Annotated in this window: 11 protein-coding genes; 6 read left to right on the top strand and 5 right to left on the bottom strand. The window is 65.7% G+C overall.

All coding sequences use genetic code 11. The features are described 5' to 3' along the window. Nucleotides 1–283 precede the first annotated feature (283 nt). From ACW7G1_RS08115 to ACW7G1_RS08090, 6 genes are read left to right on the top strand one after another with little or no spacing between them, the layout of a single operon-like run. The gene (locus ACW7G1_RS08115) at nt 284–1,579 is read left to right on the top strand and encodes an efflux RND transporter periplasmic adaptor subunit (protein ID WP_456979250.1); all 1,296 of its coding nucleotides are present in this window, start codon (nt 284–286) and stop codon (nt 1,577–1,579) included. Between the two features lie 12 nt (nt 1,580–1,591). After that, entirely contained in the window at nt 1,592–4,744 is a 3,153-nt protein-coding gene (locus tag ACW7G1_RS08110; protein ID WP_456979249.1) for an efflux RND transporter permease subunit, read from the top strand. Then, nucleotides 4,737–6,161, top strand: a complete 1,425-nt coding sequence (locus tag ACW7G1_RS08105; RefSeq protein ID WP_456979248.1) for an efflux transporter outer membrane subunit — start codon at nt 4,737–4,739, stop codon at nt 6,159–6,161. Before ACW7G1_RS08110 ends, ACW7G1_RS08105 begins: the two co-directional genes overlap by 8 nt. Continuing rightward, nucleotides 6,145–6,783, top strand: coding sequence for a TetR/AcrR family transcriptional regulator (locus tag ACW7G1_RS08100; protein WP_456979247.1), 639 nt, complete (start codon nt 6,145–6,147; stop codon nt 6,781–6,783). The genes ACW7G1_RS08105 and ACW7G1_RS08100 overlap by 17 nt, the downstream gene beginning before the upstream one ends. 54 nt (nt 6,784–6,837) lie before the next feature. Then, entirely contained in the window at nt 6,838–7,788 is a 951-nt protein-coding gene (locus ACW7G1_RS08095) for an aldo/keto reductase (protein WP_456979246.1), read from the top strand. Between the two features lie 10 nt (nt 7,789–7,798). Further along, nucleotides 7,799–8,863 (top strand): lipid A deacylase LpxR family protein, encoded by a 1,065-nt coding sequence (locus ACW7G1_RS08090; RefSeq protein WP_456979245.1) that lies wholly within the window; start codon nt 7,799–7,801, stop codon nt 8,861–8,863. Nucleotides 8,864–8,904: 41 nt separating this feature from the next. On the opposite strand, the gene uvrA is transcribed toward ACW7G1_RS08090, so the two are convergent. From uvrA to ACW7G1_RS08065, 5 genes are all read right to left on the bottom strand, one after another. Next, nucleotides 8,905–11,433 (bottom strand): excinuclease ABC subunit UvrA, encoded by a 2,529-nt coding sequence (gene uvrA, locus ACW7G1_RS08085; protein WP_456979870.1) that lies wholly within the window; start codon nt 11,431–11,433, stop codon nt 8,905–8,907. 16 nt (nt 11,434–11,449) lie between these two features. Then, on the bottom strand, nt 11,450–12,952 hold the full coding sequence (locus ACW7G1_RS08080; RefSeq protein WP_456979244.1) for a 2OG-Fe(II) oxygenase: 1,503 nt from the start codon (nt 12,950–12,952) through the stop codon (nt 11,450–11,452). Nucleotides 12,953–13,036: 84 nt separating this feature from the next. Next, nucleotides 13,037–14,920, bottom strand: a complete 1,884-nt coding sequence (locus tag ACW7G1_RS08075) for an ATP-binding cassette domain-containing protein (RefSeq protein WP_456979243.1) — start codon at nt 14,918–14,920, stop codon at nt 13,037–13,039. Nucleotides 14,921–15,270: 350 nt separating this feature from the next. Further along, complete coding sequence (locus ACW7G1_RS08070) at nt 15,271–16,830, bottom strand: protein adenylyltransferase SelO (protein ID WP_456979242.1); 1,560 nt, start codon at nt 16,828–16,830, stop codon at nt 15,271–15,273. A gap of 22 nt (nt 16,831–16,852) precedes the next feature. Beyond that, on the bottom strand, nt 16,853–17,533 hold the full coding sequence (locus ACW7G1_RS08065; protein ID WP_456979241.1) for a glutathione S-transferase: 681 nt from the start codon (nt 17,531–17,533) through the stop codon (nt 16,853–16,855). Between the last annotated feature and the right edge of the window lie 105 nt (nt 17,534–17,638).

Below are 17,638 nucleotides of genomic sequence, written 5' to 3'. Positions count from 1 at the left end.
CTTCCGCGCGGTGTACGCAAGGGCACGCCATCGCGATTGGGATGGCTTGCGGGTGCCATCCAATGGGTCGCCTTGCCGCGACGCCTGACGATGCACCCACCGCACAGGATATTGCCACGGCGCAAGATCGGCGATCGAAAGTGTGTGATGGCTCACGGAACGTCAAGCGCACATTCAGTTTCACGCGACCACACCATTGACATAAAAAGAATGACCGTTCATTCTTCTGCGGTTCGGGCGGCGTGACCGCCCTCTTTCTATTCTCCCCATTGAGCCTACTCCCATGTCCAGGTCCCCACGCCACTTGGTTCTCCTGCCGTTAGCACTCGCCTTTTCCCTGGCCGCCTGTGGCGGAGACGATGCGTCGCAACAGCCACCGCCCGCCGCGGTAACCGTGGTCACCATGAAGCCGGAAACGGCGACCCTGACGCGGGAGTTGCCGGGCAGGACCAACGCTTCCCAGATCGCCGAGGTTCGTCCCCAGGTGTCGGGCATCGTCGACAAGCGGCTGTTCACCGAGGGCGGTCTGGTAAAGGCGGGCCAGGCGCTGTATCAGCTCGACAATGCCTCTTACGAAGCCAACGCCAACAGTGCCCGGGCGCAGCTCGCACGCGCGCAGGCAACCCTGGTATCGGCAAAGCTGACCGCCGCACGATCGGCCGAACTGGTCAAGATCGATGCCATCAGCAGGCAGGACAATGAAAACGCCACGGCGGCGCTGAGCCAGGCCAAGGCCGAGGTCGCCGCTGCCCAGGCCGCGGTGCAAAGTGCCGAGGTGACCCTGGGTTATGCCCGGATCAACTCGCCGATCAGCGGCCGCATTGGCAAGTCCACCGTTACCAAGGGCGCGCTGGTGACGGCCAACCAGCCCGAAGCACTGGCGACCGTCCAGCAACTCGACCCGATCTACGTCGACCTGACCCAATCGGCCAGCGAACTGCTGCAACTGCGCAAGGACTTGGCCGCAGGCACGCTGGAAGGCGCGCGCGACCTGCCGGTGACGATCCTGCTGGAGGATGGCACGCCGTTCGACCAGCAGGGCAAGCTGGCGTTTTCCGAGGTCAGCGTCGATCCCGGCACCGGCAGCTACTCATTGCGCGTGGTGGTAGACAACCCCGATCACCTGTTGCTTCCCGGCATGTATGTACGGGCGGTGATCGGAAAGGGGATCCGCCAGAACGCAATCCTGGTACCCCAGCAGGGCATCACCCGCGACCCCAAGGGCCATGCCACCGCGATGGTGGTCAACGCCGAGAACAAGGTCGAGGTGCGCCCGGTCACGGTCAGCCAGACCGTCGGCAACCAATGGCTGGTCGAAAGCGGCCTGGCTGCCGGCGACAAGGTGATCATCGCCGGCCTGCAGAAAGTGCAGCCCGATGCCCCGGTGAATGCCACCGAGGCCGGTGAGCAGGCCGAACAGGCCACCGGCGAAGCTGCGCCCGAGGGTGCCGAGCCGGCGACTGCCCAACCAGAGTCCGGCACGCCAGAGCCCGGCGCGCCCGAGGTCACCAACCCCGACGCCGCCACCCCCGCTGATGCGGCCACGCCGGCGGCCGATGCCCCGGCCTCGCAGCAGTAAGCGGAGAACTTCATGGCACACTTCTTCATCGATCGCCCCATCTTTGCGTGGGTCATCGCGATCATCATCATGCTGGCCGGCGGGCTGGCCATCTTCACCCTGCCGATCTCGCAGTATCCGACCATCGCACCACCCACGGTATCCATCAACGCCACCTACCCCGGCGCCTCGGCGAAGGTGGTCGAGGACTCGGTGGTGCAGATCATCGAGCAGAACATGAAGGGCCTCGACGGCCTGCTGTACTTCTCATCCACCAGTGAAGCCAGCGGCGGCGCCTCCATCACCCTGACGTTCGAGAACGGCACCGACCCCGACACCGCCCAGGTGCAGGTGCAGAACAAGCTGCAGTCGGCCATGCCGTTGCTGCCACAGGAAGTGCAGCGCCAGGGCGTCAACGTCAGCAAGTCGGCCAGTGGCTTCCTGCAGGTGATCGGCTTCGTGTCCGAGGACGGCAGCATGTCCAAGGACGACATCGCCGATTACGTCGGCGCCACCCTGGTCGATCCACTCAGCCGGGTACCCGGCGTGGGCACCATCCAGGTGTTCGGGTCCAAGTACGCGATGCGGATCTGGCTGGACCCCAACAAGCTCGATACCTACCACCTCACTCCCGCCGACATCACCGCCGCGGTGCAGGCGCAAAACGCACAGGTCGCGGTCGGCTCGCTCGGCGGCGCGCCGGCCATCGAGGGCCAGCAGATCAATGCCACCGTGACCGCGCAGGACCGGCTGCAGACGCCGGAACAGTTCCGCGACATCGTGGTGCGCAGCAATGCTGATGGCTCGGTACTCAAGCTGGGCGACGTCGCACGGGTGGAGATGGGCTCGGAGAACTACGAGTTCATCTCCCGCTACAACGGCCAGACCGCAACCGGTGTCGCCATTTCACTGGCCACCGGCGCCAATGCGCTGGAGACTTCCGCGGGAGTGAAGGCCACGCTCGACGAACTGGAGCCGTTCTTCCCGCCCGGCCTGACGACCGTCACGCCATTCGACAGCACGCCGTTCGTGAGGGTGGCGATCAAGGGCGTCATCATCACCTTGCTGGAAGCCATCGTGCTGGTGTTCCTGGTGATGTACCTGTTCCTGCAGAATTTCCGCGCCACGCTGATTCCCACCATCGCGGTACCGGTGGTCCTGCTGGGCACCTTCGGCATCCTGGCGGCATTGGGTTTCTCGGTGAACATGCTGACGATGTTCGCGATGGTGCTGGCGATCGGCTTGCTGGTCGATGACGCCATCGTGGTGGTAGAGAACGTCGAGCGATTGATGTCCGAGGAAGGTCTGTCGCCGCTGGAGGCGTCGCGTAAATCGATGACCCAGATCACCGGCGCGCTGGTCGGCATCGGGCTGGTGCTGTCGGCGGTGTTCGTGCCGATGGCCTTCATGTCCGGCTCGACCGGCATCATCTATCGACAATTCTCCGCCACGATCGTCTCGGCGATCGGCTTGTCGGTGCTCGTTGCCATCGTGCTGACCCCGGCGTTGTGCGCGACCATGCTCAAGCCGATCAACAAGGGCGAGCACGGCAAGACCACCGGCTTCTTCGGCTGGTTCAACCGCCACTTCGACAACAGCAGCAAGAAGTACCGGCGCGGCGTGCACGGAATCATGGGCCGCTCCAAGCGCTTCATGGCGATCTTCGTGGCTCTGGTCGTGGTGATGGGCCTGCTGTTCATCCGCCTGCCCAGCTCGTTCCTGCCAGAAGAGGACCAGGGCATCCTGTTCGCCCAGATCCTGGCCCCGGTAGGTGCGACCCAGGAGCGGACCATGGAGTCCATGGAGAAGTTGGAGAACTACTTCCTGGAGAACGAGAAGGAGAACGTCGAATCGGTATTCAGCGTGCAGGGCTTCAGCTTCGGCGGGACCGGCCAGAACAACGGCATGGCCTTCGTCAAGTTGAATGACTGGAGCGAGCGCACGAGCGACGAGGCGAGCGCCACCGCGATTGCCGGCCGCGCGATGATCGGGCTTTCCGCCATTCAGGATGCATTTGCGTTCGCCTTCGCCCCGCCGGCCATTCCCGAGTTGGGTACCGCCGCCGGCTTCGCCTTCTATCTCAAGGACAACGCCGGCCTCGGCCACGACGCACTGATCGCGGCGCGCAACCAGTTGCTGGGTGCGGCCGCCCAGAATCCGGTGCTGGCCAACGTACGTCCCAACGGCCAGGAGGACTCACCGCAGTTGCGACTGGATATCGACCAGGAAAAAGCCAGTGCATTGGGCTTGTCGACTGCCACCATCAACGCCACCTTGTCGGCGGCCTGGGGCGGCCAGTACATCGATGACTTCATCGACCGTGGCCGCGTCAAGCGGGTGATGTTGCAGGCCGATGCGCCATTCCGCATGGTGCCCGAGGACTTCAACCAGTGGACGGTGCGCAACAACGCCGGCGAGATGGTGCCGTTCTCCGCTTTCGGCACCTCGCGGTGGACCTATGGTTCACCGCGCCTGGAGCGCTACAACGGGGTGTCCGCAGTCCAGATCCAGGGTGAGGCTGCGCCAGGGGAAAGCTCGGGCGAAGCCATGGACACCATCGAGCAGCTCGCTGCACAACTGCCGAGCGGATTCGGCATCGAGTGGACCGGCTTGTCCTATCAAGAACGCGAGGCCGGCTCGCAGACGCCATTGCTCTACACGTTGTCGCTGCTGATCGTGTTCCTGTGTCTGGCCGCGCTGTATGAAAGCTGGACGATCCCGACCGCGGTGCTGATGGTGGCGCCACTGGGCATCCTGGGCACCGTGCTGGCGGCCTCGATGCGTGGCATGGAACGCGACGTCTATTTCCAGGTGGCGATGCTGACCACGGTGGGACTGACCAGCAAGAACGCGATCATGATCATCACCTTCGCCAAGGACTACATGGCCGAGGGCACGGAACTGACCAAGGCAACGATGCGCGCGGTGCGCGAACGCCTGCGGCCGATCCTGATGACCTCGCTGGCGTTCGGCATGGGCGTGCTGCCACTGGCCATTGCCAGCGGTGCCGGTTCGGGCGCACAGAATGCGATCGGTACCGGTGTGCTCGGCGGCATGATCGTCGGCGTGTTGCTTGGCCTGGTCTTCGTGCCCTTGTTCTTCCTGGTGGTCGAACTGCTGTTCAACCGCGACCTGCGCCAACCCGCTGCTGCTGCCCTCGCAGCCGGAGACGACAACCATGCATAAGCCACTGATCACCGCACTGGCACTGGCGACGAGCCTGTTCGTGTCCGGCTGCGCCATGCTCGAACCCCGGGTACCCGAGGCGGCGCCGGCGATTGCCGGCGAGTGGCCGTTGCCGCCGACCACCTCGGTGTCCTCCCCTGCCCCGACAACCGGCGCCTCCACTGCGCTCCCGGTCGCCGATATCGGCTGGCGCAACTTCTTCGTCGATCCGGCGTTGGAGCAGCTGATTGCGCTTTCGCTTGAGAACAACCGCGACCTGCGGGTGGCCATGCTCAACGTGGAACGCGCCCGCTCCCAGTACCGGATCCAGCGGGCCGACCGCATGCCATCGCTCGGCGTGACCGGGCAGATGGAGCGGATCGGTGGCGACGTAACGACCAGCGAGACCTACTCCGCCAACCTGGGAATTGCCGAGTTCGAGCTCGATCTGTTTGGTCGCGTGCGCAACCTCAGCCAGGCGGCGCTGCAGCAGTACTTCGCCACCGAGGAAGCCCGTCGCAGCGCCCAACTGGCATTGATCGGGGAGGTTGCCAACACCTACCTCACCCTGTCGGCCGACCGCGAACTGCTGCAGATCTCCGAGGCCACGCTGGCCACCCAGGAAACCTCCTACAAACTGACCCAACAGCGTCATGAGCTGGGTGCCTTGTCGGCATTGGAAGTCAACCAGTCCCGCACGGTGGTTGAAACCGCGCGCTCCGACGTCGCCCGGTTTGCCGGCCAGGTGGCGCAGGACACCAACGCGCTGAACCTGCTGGTGGGAAGCCCGGTCGCGCCGGAATTGCTGCCTGACGCATTCCAGCCGCAGGTCAGCGGACTGGAAGCCCTGCCCGCCGGTCTGCCCTCGGAAGTGCTGCTGCGCCGGCCGGACATCATGGCCGCCGAACACCAGTTGCTTGCGGCCAACGCCAACATCGGCGCGGCTCGCGCGGCATTCTTCCCCTCCATCAGCCTGACCGGCAGCATTGGCTCCACCAGCACCGAGCTATCGGGCTTGTTCGATGGTGGCACCAGCATCTGGAGCTTCGTGCCGCGGGTCAACCTGCCGATCTTCCAGGGCGGGCGTCTGCGCGCCAACCTGGGCGTGGCCACCGCCGACCGCGATATCGCCCTGGCCCAGTATGAAAAGTCGATCCAGGTCGGTTTCCGCGAAGTGGCCGATGCATTGGCGCTGAGCAAGACCCTGGCCGACCAGCGGATTGCGCAGCAAGCCCTGGTGGAAGCAGCGACCCGTGCACACGATCTCTCCCAGGCCCGCTATGACGCCGGCAGGGACAGCTATCTGATCCTGCTCGATGCCCAGCGGACGTTGTATGCAGCCCGCCAATCCCTGGTGGCGACCCTGTTATCCGAGCAGGCCAACCGGATCACTCTGTACAAGGTGCTCGGCGGCGGGTGGTATGAGCAAAACCCCTGACCCCCTGGCCATGATCGAGGAGGCACTGGTCGCGGCGAAAGGCGAAGCCCGCGTCGAAGCCCAGCGCGAACGGATCCTGGCTGCGGCGCAGAAGTGCTTCATCGAGCACGGCTTCCACGGCGCCAGCATGGCCAACATCGCCGAGACCGCCGGCATGAGCGCCGGGCTGATCTACCGCTACTTCGCGGGCAAGAACGAGATCATCCTGGCGATCGTGCAGCACCAGCTCGAACTGTTTTTGCACGATGTCCACCTCAATCGCCAGGTCGACATGATCGCCGAGATGAGCGGCAGTTTCGGCCGCGCCTGCCATCCGGCCCCGCGCGGCGTAAACCCCGCGCTGCTGCTGGAAATGTCCGCCGAAGCCACCCGCGACCCGACCATCGCCGCTGCGCTGGACGGTTTCGACACCGTCCTGCGCAAGGCCTTGTCCCAGTGGCTGAGCGACAGCCCCGAACGCGGCGGGTGCGGGTTGCCGACCGAATTGGCTCCGTCCCGCGCACTGATGCTGCAGCTGCTGTTTGAAGGGCTGAAAGTGCGCGAGACCCGCGAGCCCGAACTGGACCGGGCACTATTGGCGAAGGCCTTGCAGGATTTCGTGCCGCAGCTGCTCAGCCCGTAACCGGGATCGATCCGCGGGCCTGGCCCTCCGCAGAAACACGCAAGAGGAACCTCCATGAACAAGCGTCCCCTTGGCCGTAGCGGCCTGCAGATCGCACCGCTGGTATTCGGCGGCAACGTATTCGGCTGGACGGTGGATCAGCCGACCGCCTTCGCCCTGCTCGACCGCTTCATCGATGCCGGCCTGAACGCCATAGACACCGCCGACGTGTACTCCACCTGGGTGCCCGGCAATCAGGGCGGCGAGTCGGAGACCATCATCGGCAACTGGCTCAAGGCAGCCCCCGCCCGGCGCGAGAAGACCGTCATCATCACCAAGGTCGGCTCGCAGATGGCCCCCGACCGCAAGGGCCTGTCGGCGAAATGGATCATTACGGCTGCCGAAGACTCGCTGCGCCGGCTGCAGACCGACCGCATCGACCTTTACCTGAGCCATCAGCCGGATCCGGATACGGCGGTGGAGGAAACCCTGCGCGCCTACGAGCAGCTCATCGCCCAAGGCAAGGTGCGGACCATCGGCGCCTCCAACCTAGATGCGGCACAGCTTCGCGAGGCACTCGCGGTGGCATCGGAAAAGGACCTGCCACGCTACGAGGTCCAGCAGCCCGAGTACAACCTCTACGACCGCGCCGGCTACGAGGCCGGACTGCGCGATCTTTGCATCGCCGAAGGCCAGGGCGTAATCACGTACTACAGCCTCGCCTCGGGCTTTCTGTCGGGCAAGTACCGCTCCAGCGAGGACCTGGGCAAGAGCGTGCGTGGCCAGGGCATCGCCCGGTATCTCGACGCGCGTGGCCTGAAGATCCTGCAGGCACTGGACGCGGTAGCGGCAAACCACGACGCGACGCCGGCCGAAGTCGCGTTGGCCTGGCTGATCGCGCGTGAAGGCGTCACCGCGCCGATCGCCAGCGCCACCACAATCGAGCAGCTCGACAGTCTGGTTCGCTCAACCCTGCTGGCGCTCCCGGCGACCGAGATCACCCTGCTCGATAGCGCCAGCGCGTAAAGGGCGTCCCATGGCGGCCAAGCGATACCACCTGGGCCAATGGTGCGTGCTGGCGCTGGGCGTGTTGTTGCCTGGCCTTGCCGCCGCGCAGGCCGTCTGCCCCGAGGACTCCACCCTGGCAGCCTACCCGCCGGTCGTCAGCTTGCGGGTGGACAACGATCTGTTCGCGAACCGGGACGAGGGTTACACCAGTGGCGTGCTGCTGACCATGGTCTCGCCCAATCTCAAGGACTATGTCGACGACCCGTGCCTGCCGGCGCCGGCGCGCTGGTTGAATGGATACCTGCAACGCATCCAGCCCGGGGGCTTCGACCAGCAGAACATGGTTGTCACTGTCGCCCAGGGGATATTCACCCCCGGGGACCACACACGGACGGACCTGATCGAGCACGACCGGCCATACGCGGGCGCGCTGCTGGTGGGCTTCGGCTACAACGCCCGCAAGGAACACGAACTATTCACCACGCAACTGCTGGTGGGCATGGTCGGTCCCGCCTCGCTGGCCGAACGCACCCAGGACCTGATCCACGACATCGTCGGCGCGGACAAGTTCCACGGTTGGGAGCACCAACTGCACAACGAGCCGGTACTGAACCTTGTCCACGAACGGTCACGCCGACAGCCGGCGGTTACGATCGGCGAGGGCTACCTGGAATGGGATGCAGTTTCGCACTGGGGTGGAGCGATCGGCAATTTACACACCCATGCGAACGCCGGGTTCGAGTTGCGGCTCGGCCACCGGCTGCCGGACGATTTCGGCTCCAGCCCGGTACGGCCGGCAGGCAACAACACCTCGCCGACCATTGATCGAAGGATGGTACGGGGCTGGTCCTGGCATGCGTTCCTTGCCGCCGATGCGCGGTGGGTGCTGCGCGACCTGACCCTTGATGGCAACACGTTCCGCAGAAGCCACAGCGTCGACAAGGAGCCACTGGTCGCCGAAGCCGCAATCGGCGTCGCCATGACCCGTGGCCGCACCAAGTTTGCTTTCGCCCGCTACTTCCGTTCCCGGGAGTTCGAGGGTCAGCGCAACCGTCCTGCGTATGGGAGCTTCACCATCAGTCGGGCGTTTTGAGCACCGGAAGCGTTCCGCGGCTGCTCAAGCCGTAACCCGGCTCAACCGCAACATGCTGCCAGGAAGGGCGCAGTCCGGCTATGTCGCGATTGGCAAACCTCCTGCGGAGTGCCTTGCACCACCACCTTGCCGCCCTCGTCACCGCCGCCAGGACCGATGTCGATGATCCAGTCGCTGGCCGCGGCCACACGCATGTCGTGCTCAACCACGATGACGGTATTGCCCGCCTCGACCAGCCCGTCCAGCTGCCGCATCAGCACGTCCACGTCGGCCGGGTGCAGGCCCGTGGTCGGCTCGTCCAGCAGGTACAGCGTGCCTCGCCGGTGCGCACGTTGCAGTTCACTGGCCAGCTTGATCCGCTGCGCTTCCCCGCCCGACAGCTCCGTGGCCGGCTGGCCCAGGCGCAGATAGCCCAGACCGACCTCGCGCAGCACCTTCAGCGGCCGCGCTACCGGCGGATCACCGGCGAAGAAGTCGGCGGCGGCATCCACGGTCAACGCCAGCACCTCGGCGATGTTGCGGCCGCGGTAGCTGACCTCGAGCGTCTGGGGGTTGTAACGGGCGCCATGGCAGCTGGGGCAAGGCGCGTAAACGCTCGGCATGAACAGTAATTCGACGCTGACGAAGCCCTCGCCTTCGCAGGTCTCGCAACGGCCCTTGGCGACATTGAACGAAAAGCGGCCCGCATCGTAGCCGCGCTCGCGCGCCTGCGGTGTCGCCGCAAACAGCTTGCGCACATGGTCGAACAGGCCGGTGTAGGTGGCCAGGTTCGAGCGCGGGGTACGACCGATCGGCTTCTGGTCAACGGTGACCAGACGCGTGATCTGGTCGAGGCCTTCGGTGATGCGGCCGCCCCGGGTGACGGGCGCCGGCTCGAGCTGCTGGGCATCGTCCGCGTCGGCGCGCACCGACTGGCCAAGGTGCCCGGAAAGCAGTTCGACCAGCGCTTGGCTGACCAGGCTGGATTTGCCCGAGCCGGACACGCCGGTGACGGTGGTGAACACGCCCAGAGGGAATCCGACGTCTACCCCGTCCAGGTTGTTGCGGCTGACGCCCTCCAGCCGCAACCAGCCCGTCGGCGTGCGCGGTACCCGCACAGGCACCGCCGCACGGTCGAACAGGTAGCGCGCGGTCTGCGAGTCGGCGACGCCCGACAGGCCATCCGGCAGCCCGCTGTACAGCACGCGGCCGCCGTGCTCGCCCGCCGCCGGGCCGATATCGACCAGCCAGTCCGCACGGCGGATGACATCGGTCTCGTGCTCGACCACGAACAGCGAGTTGCCCGCGTCCTTCAGCTGCTCCAGCGCCGTCAGCAGCGCCTGGGTGTCGGCCGGATGCAGGCCGGCGGACGGCTCGTCGAGCACGTAGACCACGCCGAACAGGTTGGAGCGGATCTGGGTCGCCAGCCGCAGCCGCTGCAACTCGCCCGGCGACAGGGTCGGCGTGGTGCGCTCAAGCGTCAGATAGCCCAGCCCGAGCCCGACGATGATGCCAATCCGCGCCAGCAGGTCGTGCGCGATGCGTTGGGCCACCACGGCCTGTTCGGGGTGCGCCTTGGCCTGCTGCACGTCGACCGGGGCACCCTCCGCAACCGGCTGCAGCAATCGGGCCAGCTGTTTCAACGGCAGCCGCGACAACTCGCCGATATCCAGACCGGAGAAGGTCACCGACAGCGCCTCGCGCCGCAACCGCTTGCCTTCGCACAGCGGGCAGGTGGTGCTGACCATGTATTGCGCGACGCGCTTCTTGATCATCGCGCTCTGGGTGTGCGCGAAGGTGTGCAGCACATAGCGCTGCGCGCTGGAGAACGTGCCCTTGTAACTGGGGTTGTCGCCGCGTTCGAGCGCCGCTCGTGTCTGTTCCGGGGTCAAGTCGCGGTAGACCGGCACTACCGGCTGCTCGTCGGTGAACAGGATCCAGTCGCGTTGCGCCTGCGGCAGCTCGCGCCAGGGAACATCAATGTCGTAGCCCAGCGTGACCAGGATGTCGCGCTGGTTCTGCCCGTGCCAGGCCGGCGGCCAGGCGGCCACCGCACGTTCGCGGATGCTCAGCGAGTCATCGGGCACCATCGACCGCTCGGTGACCTCGTGCACAGAACCCAGGCCGTGGCATTGCGGGCAGGCGCCCTGCGGCGTGTTGGGCGAGAAGCCATCGGCGTAGATGATCGGCTGCCCCGGCGGGTAGCGGCCGGCGCGTGAATACAACATGCGCAACGCGTTCGACAACGTGGTGACGCTGCCAACTGATGAGCGCGTGCTCGGCGAGCCACGCTGCTGTTGCAGCGCGACCGCCGGCGGCAACCCTTCGATCGAGTCGACCTGCGGTATCCCGGCCTGGTCGATCAACCGGCGCGCGTACGGCGCCACCGAGTCCAGGTAACGACGTTGCGCCTCCGCGTACAGGGTGCCGAACGCCAGCGATGACTTGCCCGAACCGGACACCCCGGTGAAGACCACCAGCGCATCCCGCGGGATGTCGACGTCGACATCCCGCAGGTTGTGCTCACGCGCGCCACGTACCTGGACGAAGCCGCTGCGGTCACGTACGGGATGGCTGGGGGGCGCAGGGATACTCAGTTCGTCCGATTCAACGCTGCGGCGCCCGATACAGGCAGTGCTCGCGCAGGGTCGAGCGCCACAGCCATTTCTCACCCTGCCGCACCGGCTTGCCGGTGTGCAGCGACTGTTCGTCGGCGCTGCCATCGGGGGTCACGTTGTAGTGCAGCACGCCCATGCCCGGCGCGCCCTTCACCGTGATCCCCGCATGCTCGTAAAACGTTTCGCCGCCTTGTTCGGGCACTCGCAGGTACAACAGGAACGTGGCGATGCGCTGGCCACCGAAGTCCCTGCCCTCGGCGCGGTTGATTTCGATCTGCTCGGACGAGAAGTAATCGACATGCGGGCGGTACTCCTCGCCCGGCTGGTAGCGGATCACCGAGCAGGGTTCCAGCGCGTCGAGCTGCCAGTCCGTCATCGTCGCGATGCGGTGTTCGAGCCAGCGCACCACCGAGTCGGCCTGCATCGCGCCGACCGACTGGCCGCGCCCGCTGAAGTACAGCACCTCGGCATCGTCGTTGGCGCTGCTGCTGCGGCGGTACTCGCTGGCCTGCTTCAATGATTGGGCCATCTTGTGAATCAGATGCGCACATTCCTCGCGGGACGCGAAAGCGCGGCTGATGCCGATCTTCGGGCGCTCGGCAAGCCATTCCCATCGGGGCGACTGCGTCTGCAAAGCGGCATCTCCGCCAGCCACGCAGTCCAGCCGGCCGCGGTCGTCGATGCGAAGTGCCGGGTGACCAACCCCGGCAAAATGCGCCTCCAGCACCTGAACCACCGGGTTCGAATGCTGCCCCACCGCTGACCGGCCCGGCACCAACCGCTCCAGCGGCGCGCTGTCGAGGTTGGCCTTCAGGCGACCGTACCATCGCGATGCTTCGGCGCCGAATTCAGCCTCGGGGGCGAGTTCGTCCGCGGCTTCACGTGCATGAGGGAAACCGCCATCGGCGGCGCGGTGCAGCAGCGCTCGGCCAAACGCGCCATCGCGCGTCACTCCGACGCCGAGCACGAAACGCAGGCCCAACGAGTAATACGCGGGCGGGTAGCCGAGGGCGCAAGCCCGGGCGAACGCAACCGTCGCAGTCGTCTCGGTGGCATCGCCAACACCCTGCGACATCAGGTAGCCGGCTTCCCATGCCGCCCGCTGGAAACCGTGATCGGCCAAGCGGCGTTGCAGTTCCAGCGCGCGCCGGGGCGATCGGTCGACGCCTGCACCCTGCAGATGGAGGTCGGCAAGTCGGTCGATCGCCGGCGCGAAACCGGCGCTCGCGGCCTGCCCAAGCCAGTGCGCCGCGTGCACCTGCGCGTCCGGCCGCACCGGCACCTGGGTGAAATAGGCACCAAGGAACCACTGCGCCTGCTGGCCCCGCGGGCCTTGCGCCGCTTGCTTGAGCAGGTCCAGGCCGCGCTCGTGTTCAGCGGCGCCATACGGGTGTTCGCTCAACAGGCGATTGCCCAACTCGATCCGCGCGCCGTCGTCGCCATCGCGCGCGGCCTGTTCCAGAGTTTCGCGGTCGGGAGTCTGCATCTTCATGGGTCTCGTGGATGGTGACAGTCCAGCATCGCACGTGGAAAAAACCTTGTCAGCGCGAGCGCTGGGGCGCCTGCGTCAACCGGCCTACTCCAGCTCGCCCCAGCGCGCGTACGCAGTTTCCAGTTCGACCTGGGTACTGGCGATGGTCGCGTTGTGGGCGTTGATCGCGGTGCTGTTGCGCTGGTAGAACGCGGGCTCGTTCATCTGCGCGGTAAGTCCGGCCAGCCGGGCCTCGAGGCTTTCGATCAGCGCCGGCAACTGTTCCAGTTCGCGCGCATCCTTGTAGCTGAGCTTGCGTTTGGGCGCCGTTGGCGTAGTGACTGCGGCAGCGACCGGCGACACCGGCATCGGGGTCGAGTGGGCCGACGCCGGCGCGGTGAACTCGACCCGTCGCTGGCGCAACCAGTCGCTGTAACCGCCGATGTATTCACCCACGCGGCCGTCGCCTTCCATGACCAGCGTGGACGTCACCACGTTGTCGAGGAAGTCGCGGTCATGGCTGACCAGCAGCAAGGTGCCCGGGTAGTCAGCCAACAGTTCTTCCAGCAACTCCAGGGTCTCTACATCGAGGTCGTTGGTCGGCTCATCCATGACCAGCAGGTTGGACGGCTGGGCGAACAGCTTGGCCAGCAGCAGCCGGTTGCGCTCGCCACCCGACAGCCTGGTGATCGGTGCGCGGGCGCGCTCGGGGGTGAACAGGAAGTCCTGCAGGTAGCCGATGACGTGCTTCTGCTTGCCGCCGACCTCAACGAACTCACGTCCCTCCGAGACGTTTTCCAGCGCGCTCCAGTCCTCTCGCAGGGTGGCGCGGTACTGGTCGAAATACGCAACCTGCAGGTTGCTGCCGGTGCGCACCTCGCCTTCGCGCGGCGGCAGCTCGCCCAGCAATACCTTGAGCAAGGTGGTCTTGCCGCTGCCGTTGGGGCCGATCAGGCCGATCCGGTCGCCGCGGAAGATGGTGGTGGATACGTCGCGCATCAGCGGCTTGCCGCCAAAGTCGAACGAGACGTGCTTGGCCTCCACGACCTTCTTGCCCGAGGACTCGGCCTGGGCCAGGTCCATGCGCACGTTGCCGACGTGGTTGCGGCGTTCCATGCGCTCGTTGCGCATCGCCTTGAGGCGACGAACGCGGCCTTCGTCACGCACGCGCCGGGCCTTGATGCCCTGGCGGATCCAGATTTCCTCTTGCGCCAACATTTTGTCGAAGCGCGCGTTCTCCTGAGCTTCCGCGTTCAACCGCTCCTCGCGTCGGCGCTCGTAGTTGGCCCAGTCCCCCGGCCAGCTGGTGACCTGGCCGCGGTCGATTTCCACGATCCTTGTCGCCAGCGCACGCAGGAAGCGCCGGTCATGGGTCACGAATACCAAAGCGCCCTTCCAGGATGACTTGAGGAACTCCTCCAGCCAGTCGATCGCCTCGATGTCCAGGTGGTTGGTTGGCTCGTCCAGCAGCAGCAGGTCGGGCGCCGACACCAGCGCACGCGCCAGCAGGACCCGACGCTTCATGCCGCCTGACAGGCCGGTGAATGCCGCGTCGCCGTCCAGGCCGAGACGGTCCAGCGTCTCCACTACCCGTTGGTCGGCGCCCCAACCGTTGGCGGTCTCGATTTTGGCCTGCACGTCAGCCAGGGCGTCGCCATCGAATACCTCGGCATGGCTGATGCGGTGGTATTCCGCCAGCCAGGCGCCCAGTTCACCCATCCCTTCGGCGACCACGTCGAACACGCTGCCAGTGGCTTCCTTGGGAACTTCCTGTTCGAGCCGCGCAATCCGGCGGCCGCTCTCACGGCGAATCTCGCCGTCGTCGGGATGGATCGTGCCCGACAGCAGGCGCAGCAAGGTCGACTTGCCGGCACCGTTGCGGCCGATCAGGGCGATGCGCTCGCCGGATTCAATGGACAGCTCGACGTTCTCGAGCAGGAGCGGGCCGCCGACGCTGTAGTCGACGCTATTCAGGGTGATCAATGACATCCGCCCATTCTACTTGGCTGGCGCCGCCGGGAGGACGTTTCCGGCCGGGCAAAGTGCATACTGCAGTGTGCGGCGTCCAACGTCCGCGTCGACCCAACTGCGGCACCCAGGAGAACGGCATGAGCAAGGGCATGGACCAGAAGAAAAGCGAGAAAAAGAAACCGGCCAAGACCATGAAGGAAAAGAAGGCTGAAAAACGCGACAAAAAGGCTGGCAAGGCGTTCGCGCCGACTTGAGCGGCAACGTTGATCCCGGCATTCGCGGGCGCTTCGATGAACCGGGCCTGGCAGGGCCCTCCGACTGGAGGGAGCCTGCCTCGCTCCACGCCTGTTAACCTGCGGTCCGCGCGCTCACGAGCTACATGACAGCATCGAGCACCCGGCCTTGTCGCGGGCCCAGTCAGGCCGTCTGGCCGCGAATGCCTCGCGGCCGGGCTGGTCGTCATACGGGCGACGCATGACCTCCAGCAACTCCTCCACTGCGCCCATGTCGCCGCCCGTCGCGCGGTCAATCGCCTGCTGGGCCAGATAATTGCGCAACACGTAACGCGGGTTGGCAGCGCGCATCCGGGCCTGTCGTTGCAGTGGCTCCAGCGCATCTTCGCCAAGGCGTCGTGCGTAGCGCACCAGCCAATCCTCGAGCGCCGGCATCGCGGCCGCACGCTTGGCGGGGTCGTAGAAAGACTCCGCAAACCGCTCCGGTGAAGGCGCGTCCGGTTTGAAGTCGATCAACTCCCGGAAGAACATCGTCATGTCGACTTCGGCCTCATGCAGGAGCTCCTGCAACGTTTCCATCAATTCCACATCCTGGTCGCGACACTCTGCCAGGCCCAGTTTGCGTGCGGTGTTGTCGCGGCTCGTGGCATTCCAGGTATCGGCATAGGCCTGCAACCCCTCCTGCAACCCCTCCACCCCGTCGAACAACGGCGCCAGCGCGCCGGCTAACCGGCCCAGGTTCCAGTACGCCACGGCCGGTTGCTGGCCGAATCGGTAGCGTTTGCGCTGGGCATCGGTGGTGTTGGGGGTCCAGTCCGGATCGAAGTTGTCGATCCAGCCATACGGGCCGTAGTCGATGGTCAGACCCAGAACCGACATGTTGTCTGTGTTCATCACGCCATGCACGAAGCCGATCCGCATCCAGTGACCGATCATCACCGCAGTGCGCTCGCAGATTTCCGTGAACCAGGCGCCATACAGCGCTTCGCCCTCGCCCTCCAGGTGCGGGAAGTCGCGGCGGATGCAGAAGTCGGCCAGCTGCCGCAACAGATCGATGTCCCCCCGCGAGGCAGGCAACTCGAAGTTCCCGAAGCGCAGCAGCGACGGCGCCATGCGACAGACGATCGCACCCGGTTCGGGCGCGGGGTGTCCGTCGTAGAACATGTCGCGGACCACGGACTCGCCGGTGGCCACCAGGCTCAACGCGCGCGTGGTCGGCACACCCAGGTGGTGCATCGCTTCGCTGCACAGGAACTCCCGTACCGATGAGCGCAGCACCGCGCGACCGTCGGCGTTGCGGGAGTATGGGGTCGGGCCAGCGCCCTTGAGCTGCAGCTCCCAACGCTCACCCGTGGCGGTCACCACCTCGCCCAGGCTGATCGCCCGACCATCGCCCAATTGCCCGGCCCAATGGCCAAACTGATGGCCACCGTAGTTGGACGCAAAAGGCTGCATGCCTGGCAACTGTTCGTTGCCGGCGAAGACCCGCGCAAACCGGGCCGAGGCGACGTCTTGCTCGCTGAAGCCAAGCACTGCGGCCATCTCAGCCGAGTGGGCAAGCAGCCGCGGCGCGAGCACCGGCGTCGGTTCGACCGACGACCACAACGCGTTCTCGACCGACCGTACCCGCGAGCCGGACTCGGGGTCACCGGGCATCTCGCGCAGGAATACGTTGTCAAATTCAAGCTTCAGCATGGGGGCGCTCACCGCATCGGACTCATCGGGCCGGCTCAAGTCCACCACTGCGCTCCAACGCCAGCTGATAGGCCGGACGCGCGCGGATCTGGTCCAGGAAACGTTGCAGGTTGGGCCACACGGTTCCACCGGAACGCGCCGTGGCCAGTTCGATCGGGATGCTCATCTGGATGTCGGCGGCGGTAAAGCGCTCCCCGGCAAACCACGGCTGTTTGGCCAGCTCGGCATCGATGTAGTCCATGTGCAACTTGATCTGCGGGCGCACGAACGCCTTCAGGGTCTTTTCGGCAATGGCGCGCGCGACCGGCTTGGCGAAGAACGGCATCGGTGCCTGCTTCAGCCGTGAGAACACCAGGCTGAGCAGCAACGGCGGCATCGCCGATCCTTCTGCGTAATGCAGCCAATAGCGGTACCGAAGCTGCTCCGGATCATCCGCCGGCCCCGGCGCGGGCGATAGTCGATGGGCCTGGTCGTGCTGTTCGATCAGGTAGTCAATGATCGCGCCGGACTCGGCCACCACCAAGCCATCTTCTTCCAGCACCGGTGACTTGCCCAGTGGGTGGATCTGGCGCAGTTCAGGCGGCGCAAGCAACGTCTGCGGGTCGCGCTGGTAGCGCACCAGCTCATAGCGCAGGCCCAGCTCCTCCAGCAGCCATGGCACGCGTTGTGAACGCGAATTCTCGAGATGATGGACGGTAATCATGATGTCGCTCGGAACGCCAGGAAATACCCCATCGTAAACACACTGGCGGAGACTCGCGGTGACCGCCGTCGCCATGAAAAAGCTGCATGCCCTAGACTGGTCGCA

Source organism: Lysobacter sp. A378 (assembly GCF_054052125.1).
The sequence above is the reverse complement of the archived record's forward strand: the minus strand, read 5'-3'. Positions and strand labels throughout refer to the sequence as shown.

What these genes read in the sequence shown, in the direction of transcription:
- ACW7G1_RS08070 (WP_456979242.1), bottom strand. Translation starts at nt 16,830, where the DNA reads ATGCTGAAGCTTGAATTTGACAACGTATTCCTGCGCGAGATGCCCGGT.
- ACW7G1_RS08105 (WP_456979248.1), top strand. Translation starts at nt 4,737, where the DNA reads ATGCATAAGCCACTGATCACCGCACTGGCACTGGCGACGAGCCTGTTC.
- ACW7G1_RS08065 (WP_456979241.1), bottom strand. Translation starts at nt 17,533, where the DNA reads ATGATTACCGTCCATCATCTCGAGAATTCGCGTTCACAACGCGTGCCA.
- ACW7G1_RS08090 (WP_456979245.1), top strand. Translation starts at nt 7,799, where the DNA reads ATGGCGGCCAAGCGATACCACCTGGGCCAATGGTGCGTGCTGGCGCTG.
- ACW7G1_RS08095 (WP_456979246.1), top strand. Translation starts at nt 6,838, where the DNA reads ATGAACAAGCGTCCCCTTGGCCGTAGCGGCCTGCAGATCGCACCGCTG.
- ACW7G1_RS08115 (WP_456979250.1), top strand. Translation starts at nt 284, where the DNA reads ATGTCCAGGTCCCCACGCCACTTGGTTCTCCTGCCGTTAGCACTCGCC.
- ACW7G1_RS08110 (WP_456979249.1), top strand. Translation starts at nt 1,592, where the DNA reads ATGGCACACTTCTTCATCGATCGCCCCATCTTTGCGTGGGTCATCGCG.
- ACW7G1_RS08075 (WP_456979243.1), bottom strand. Translation starts at nt 14,920, where the DNA reads ATGTCATTGATCACCCTGAATAGCGTCGACTACAGCGTCGGCGGCCCG.
- ACW7G1_RS08080 (WP_456979244.1), bottom strand. Translation starts at nt 12,952, where the DNA reads ATGAAGATGCAGACTCCCGACCGCGAAACTCTGGAACAGGCCGCGCGC.
- ACW7G1_RS08100 (WP_456979247.1), top strand. Translation starts at nt 6,145, where the DNA reads ATGAGCAAAACCCCTGACCCCCTGGCCATGATCGAGGAGGCACTGGTC.